The 6,750-nt window shown below is 40.9% G+C and carries 2 protein-coding genes; one reads left to right on the forward strand and one right to left on the reverse strand.

What is annotated here, in order from left to right; translation table 11 throughout:
- Positions 1–410: 410 nt before the first annotated feature.
- Positions 411–1,931 (forward strand): glycoside hydrolase family 11 protein, encoded by a 1,521-nt coding sequence (locus J6U00_RS07670; protein WP_296580729.1) that lies wholly within the window; start codon positions 411–413, stop codon positions 1,929–1,931.
- Positions 1,932–2,805: 874 nt separating this feature from the next.
- On the opposite strand, the gene J6U00_RS07675 is transcribed toward J6U00_RS07670, so the two are convergent.
- The gene (locus J6U00_RS07675; protein WP_296580731.1) at positions 2,806–6,105 is read right to left on the reverse strand and encodes a carbohydrate-binding domain-containing protein; all 3,300 of its coding nucleotides are present in this window, start codon (positions 6,103–6,105) and stop codon (positions 2,806–2,808) included.
- Positions 6,106–6,750 lie beyond the last annotated feature (645 nt).

Below are 6,750 nucleotides of genomic sequence, written 5' to 3' on the forward strand. Positions count from 1 at the left end.
GCTCTGCTTCCAGACAGCGGTGACAGATATTATTCAACACCTCTTTTCAGCGACTGATTATAACGAACATCTCAGACTTCAAGCTTCTGAGTGTAAAAAAGCTTCTTCAATTAGCACTGTGCTTAATGAAGAAGCTTTTTCTTTTACAGCTTATACTGCATGAAATTAATATTCTTTACGAATCCGAAATCAGTGTACAGCAAAACTCTTATATTCGAAGCGGTTATCTGAACAGTACCGCATCTCTGTTTTTTGCCTTATAGCAGCTTTTTACTATTTCACTCTTTGAACAACTAATGCAATTAACAAAAAACGCCTTGTATTTTTCTAAAAATTATGTATAATAAAAGTATAGAAAGTACACTTCAGGTGAAATAGGCTTTCAGAATTTATATGAGGGAGTGAAACAAATGATTCTAAGTAATGTAAAAAAGGCCTTGTGTCTTGCTGTTTCCGCGGCAATAACAGCCTTGTCCATTCCATTCGTAGCTTCAGCAGCCGATCAGACTGATAGAGGCAAAATTGGCATATATGAATATGAAATGTGGAATCGGAACTATGTCGGTAACTGCGAAATTGAACCGGGCGAAAGCTCGTTTACCTGTTCATGGAAAAATATTGAAGACAATTATTTTACTATGGGTCAAATTTATAACTCTCTGAAATTAAACTACAAGGATGTGCCAAACCTGTCATTCAGCTATGACTTCGAGTATACTCCTAACGGCAATTCATTCTATGGAGCATGTGGCTATACAATGAATCCTATGATGAAATACTACATTGTCGATGGTTGGAGCAATCTAATGCCGCCAGCCAACTCAGCGGTCAGGTCATACGGAACTGCTGTAGTCAACGGTCATGAATATGAGGTATTCACATCATACCGTTATAATTATCCGATGATTGACGGAGCTTCTACAATGCCAGTGTACTGGAGCGTCCGCAAGGAAAGCACCTCAATAAACAATAACACCACGACCGTTCATGACTGTATAGACATTGCAAAGCATTTTGACTCATGGAGAGCCTTCGGACTTGATACGTCAGGAGAGCTGTATAGTGCGAATTTCTTCATTGAAAACAACGACAGATCAAGCGGAAGCGCTGAATTGAAGGAATTAGTTTTTGGGAACGGTAATGACAGCTCCCCTGTCAGTGTAGACGGTAAATATCTTGATAAAAATATTCTCATGGTTCCGGATCAGGATGGTTATTACATAAGAAATGATTTCAATGAAGTTGTCGGGGACTGGGAACCACGTGAAAATGATATGCTTGAATTGACTATCGGCGGCTTCAATGGGACAAACGCACTTCACTCTTACAGACGCACCAGTGACGTGGCAGGTCCGACTCTGTATCTAGGCACAAAAACTTTTAAGCAAGGAGAGAGCTACAGCTTTGGCGCAGTTGTGATGCAAAACACATTTTCTTCCTTGAAGTTTGAACTTGTATTACGATATATATCTCCTGGCGGTACTCCGGAATATATAACCATAGCCAAAGCGAACGCAGAAAAAGATGAATGGACAGAGCTAGCAAACGAACATTTTAAAGTTGATATACCACAGGGATCGAGAGATCTGACTCTTGCTATACAAACAATCATGACAACCTGTGATATATATATTGACGACGCTTATGTTGCCGTAGAGGGTACAAAGCCCATGTTCAGTATTAATACAGTTCCTGATTCAGATCTGCGCGGCGATATCAATCGCGACTGTGTAATTGACGTTTTTGATCTCGTATCACTGAGAAGAGCAATACTTGAAATAATCGCAAGTAATGCGCCTATCCCTGCAAACTCCGATATAAACGACGACGGAGATGTAAATGTTTCCGATCTTGTATGGCTGCAAAAATTTATACTTGGTGCTGAAAAGCTCCCAACTAGCGTAACAACAGTTGCTGTATCCGCTAATTGAGTATTATTTAGACAATATATCCGTTCACTTGTGAAAAGTAATAAAGGCCTCTTAAGCGGCATATGAAAAAGAAATGCAATTAGCAGATCTTTCTCAGCATGCTTAAGAGGCAATGTTATTTTCAGTCGAATTTTACTAGTATGATTCGAAGATGAACAATTATTTTAAATGAGTAGTACAATTAAATATGTGAAGACACAAGAAATATTTGTTATGATTTTGTGTAATTGGGCCATTTATTGACTATAAGAATTTGTAAAAGCGCTTGTAAAAAGCTGTTGTGATTTTTATTTCTACCGTCGCGAGGATTCCATACTCGAACAAGATTACTTCATGAGGACAAAAGAATCACTTGTTCCTATTGAAGTTAAAGCTAAAAACGGCAAGACAAAGTCTCTGAAAATACTGATATATTTCGAAAAGTATGCTGATATAAAATTCGGAATTAAGCTGTTTAACGGTAATGTTGGTTATGCAGATAACGTATACCTATTCCTGTATTTGGGTGCATTCCTGCTTAAGAAATTACTGCAAATTATATAATATAACAAGCCCTGAGGCAATCTTTATATGACTGCTCTCGGGCTTGTTTTATCATATTCTCCTGAATATTATTTATAAGTTTTGATTTACATATGCAAATTTCAATTTTAAAATGTAGCTTTTGAAACTATAATAATGTATGAATACCGACATAATTATAGTTTCCTTTTGGTTCTTAATCGAACTGAGAAATTGATTCAGTTATACTCCGAAAGAAACTGCCCCTTGTTTACAATATTATATTGAGTTTAATAACATTAACTGTAATATGGGTTTTACCATTCTTGAAATGTAGTTCATTAACGGTCAATTTATAAGATATTATAAGTTCTTATTTAACAGATGTTCCGCCTGTAAATGTACCACCGTATGCAGCAAGCTGAGTCTGGTCGACTTGCTGGAAATATGTTGAACCGTTAAGAGTACCACCTGTGTAGAAAGATGCGCCCGATGTACCATTGCCGCCTGCCTTAAGCTGACTTACTGTCTTGTCAACGATGAAAGATACTATGACTTTTCCGTCGCTTCCTACTAGTGATAATCTTGTATTTGCAGATACATTCGCTGAAGCTGTTACGCTTGCTGACATTTCGCTGCCGCCCATGCTCATACCACCTGAAGGACAGTTGGATACCCATACGCCGCCCTTTACTGAGATAGTGCTGCCGCCGTCTCCGCAGTCAAATGGTTCATTGCCGTTTGAGATAATGTAGCCGCCGTTTATTTCAATATTACCGTTGGAATCGTAACCGTCGTGGTCACCGTTGGCAGCGTTGACTAATGCAAGACCACCATTAAACTGCAAGAGGTAGTTTCCAGAGTTACCGCTGCCGAAGCCGCCTCCTCCGAAACCTCCACCGCCCTGCCCCCAGGGCATACCGGTGTTACCCATACCTGAACCATCGCTGCCGCCGGCTGCATTAAAGCCATCGTCAGTGGAATTCACGATAACCGAGCCGCTGTTCTGGTAAATTTTCTGAGCTTCGATACCCTCATAGCACTTCTCGACTGTGATAACGATATCATCGTACTTGCCGCTGTCCTTTGTGCCGATAGTGAGGTTATGGTCGGCATGAGCGCCGTCATCAGCTGAAGCAAGCTTTATCTCGCCGCCGATGAGCTGCATGCTGCCGCCGCAGTGGATACAGTCGTCGGAGGAGTCTATATTGATAGAACCACCGTTGATGGTGATATCGCCTACGCTCTGCCATGTAGTACCAGCCTCGTCATAAAGACCTACTGCCTTTATGCCCTTTGCGGAGATGTCAGTCTTGTTGGAGTTTCCGTCCATACCGAAACCGCCCATTCCTCCGCCGCCGGGTCTGCCACCGCCGGGATTAAAGCCGCCTGTATTGCCACCCTGAGTGTTGTCTGAGCCGGTATAGGAGCTTCCCTGGAAGGTTTTGATAGTCAGTTCGCCGCCGTTCATGGTGAAAAACTGTTCAGCTGAGATACCGTCTGCGTAGGAGTCAATATTTATAGTACCTCCATTGACAGTAACTATTCCCAACTGCTTTGCTGTTGAAGAAGCATCAGTGGAAGTAGCTTTGATACCGTCGCCTGCTTTTGTTTTTACTGTTACGGAGAGGTTTGAATAGTCCACCTCTGTTCCGTCTGATGATGTATTTCCTATAGTTACGCTGTCCTTGCCGCGTATACCGTCATCAGCAGCATTTACTACCAGTGTGACGTTGTATATTTTTATATCGTCCTTGCCGACGATAGCGTCTGCAGCATTGCCGTTTACGGTAAGCTTGCCCTTACCCTTGAACTTTATATCGCCCTTTGAGTAGATAGCTCCCGTATCATTGTCGGCGTTGGTGTACTCAGTACCATCAGAGATAGTATTTTCTGTTCCGTTCTTAGCAACGATAACTACCTCGTCAGCGATAGACGCTACGTATATAGGAGAAGTTTTAGTATTTGTAAGACTCATGCCGCTGAGCTCAAGCTCAACGACGCCGTCGGGATAAGCAGTCTTGTCAACGTCAATAACGATCTGTCCACCTGTCATCTCACCTGTTACAGTGAAAACGCCTGGCTGAGAGATGGTACATACGTTGTTTTCCACTTTAGCTTCGGAAGAAGCATTTGTGGTCATTCCTGCGTCAGAAAGAGTTATAGTAAGACCTTCTGTAGTTACCGTCGGATCAGAAGTTATAGGATTGGTAGTTGTATTGCCGCTACCTGATCCTAAAGGATCAACATTATTAAATACAGTTACAAGGCTGAGCTGGAACTGTGTCTGCTTTCCGTCTGTATGAGTTACAGCAGCGCCTGTAGATGTATTGGTAAAGCCGCATGACTTAGCGCCGTTTATTGAAGCTTCACTGATAAGCACATACTTGTACTTCTTGGTGAATGCGATCTCCGACTTGGAATTTGCAGATATAGCATTGACTTTCTTCCATGTACCGTCCTTCTCGTTTGTTACATCGTCGATACAGTTAAGCAGTGCAGTTGCCTGTGTAGTGCCTGTAAGAAGCTTTTCATCTACCTGATTGTCGGTAGCTGTTGCATAAACGTCGCCACCTATTATATTTACAGCTGTTACAGCTGTAAGTCCGCGGTCACCGCCTGCAATAAGTGTACCGCCGCTGATATCTATAGTAGTCTCAGCCTGTACAGCGTCATTGCCTGCCTTGATAGAAACATAACCGTCCTCAAATACAACAGCGTCCTTGCTGGACTTGATGCCATCACCTGTAGCGTCTATTGTAACATAACCTTTCTTGACAGTAACAGACTGCTTAGCCTTGATACCATCAGTCTTGTTCTCGGAATTATTAGTAGTAATATTAATCTTGCCGCCGTTTATCTTAATATCGTTGTTACATGAAACAGCATCCTGGGTGTTAGCGGTGATCGTAAGGACACCATCGCCCTTTTCTCCGCCCTTTATAGTCATATCGTCCTTGGCCTCGATAACTGCAGATTTAGCATAATCTCCCTCATATGCAGTTTCACCATCTGAAATGGTATTCTCAGTACCGTCAACGATATTGATAGATGTATTCTCTGCGTTTGTGATAAGTATTGCTGGAGCACTCTTGCCAGTAATATTTACTCCGTTAAGGAATATCTTTACAGTTTCAGCATCAGCGGCCGTGTCAGCAATATTCACATTGATTTGTCCATCGTCAAGTGTACCATCAACATAATACTCACCTGAATGAGTGATAGTAACAGTTGCTCCGCTTACTGTTACATTTTCACCTTCGACTTCAATAGATGTATTCTTAAGGTGTATCTTTACTACGTCAGCTACAGGCTGCTCCGGATTATCATTCTTGCCACTGCTGAGTTCTCCCTTGCCAAGGAGGTACATCTGGATAGCAAGTGCATCATTGTTGGATACACCGTCATTTGCACCGTTGCAGTCTGCATTGATCCAGCCCTGGTCGGTGATAGTGTTTTTGTCAGTACCGCCTTTGCCGTACTTGTTCGGATTGGACAGCGCCTGCATTATCATTACAGCGTCAGACATATCAATGTCGCCATCGCAGTTTGCGTCGCCAACGAGTGTTGAGACATTAGTCTCTGCCGCTAAGCTCATAACAGGCATTGCAGCAGCTGCCAAACAAGTAGCTGAAATCCCTGCGACGAGCTTTTTCAAGACATTGTTCCTCATAATTATCATTCTCCTTTTTTAATATCGCCCAATCATAGTCTTGTTTTTGACTATGATTATATTATACATAAACAGGCTTGAATAATATACAATGCTTTAAAATGTTCTTTTAGCTTAGTTAAGAGAATAATAGAAATTGACAAGCCAATTTTTATTCATAATAATTAAAGAAATACAGTTCAGAATTAGACGAGATTTGTACTCTATAATATAATTATATATGATGAAACTGAATTGAGGCTGAAAATGAATGTGAAAGATGTTAAACAAAATGAAAGATTGATGAAATTATTGTAAAAACGGGTCCTATACAAATGATGATTTTCTGACTGCTGATTTTTTATTTGAAATACTGAATTAGAATCCATAAGAACCAAAAGCCTGTTTTGATGAGCTATGTAAGAGCGATTCTATTTTCAGAAAAACTATCATATAAAAAATTAACCACACAGTCAATAAACTGTGTGGTTAAGCCTTTTGTTTAGAGCTTGTGACGGGACTCGAACCTGCGACAGATCATACTGGAATTTGTATTTATCAGATATTTTTTTACAGATATATCTAAGATTCAATTCACTGAATATCTTCTGCAGAAATATATATCCTCCATTAAAAAGATTCGCCGAATCTTTGCTAAGCTGGGCA

The sequence above is a fragment of the Ruminococcus sp. genome (assembly GCF_017650195.1).
GTDB lineage: Bacteria > Bacillota > Clostridia > Oscillospirales > Ruminococcaceae > Ruminococcus.

Excerpts from the sequence above, each read along its gene's own strand:
- J6U00_RS07670 (WP_296580729.1), top strand. The coding sequence starts at position 411 with ATGATTCTAAGTAATGTAAAAAAGGCCTTGTGTCTTGCTGTTTCCGCG.
- J6U00_RS07675 (WP_296580731.1), bottom strand. The coding sequence starts at position 6,105 with ATGAGGAACAATGTCTTGAAAAAGCTCGTCGCAGGGATTTCAGCTACT.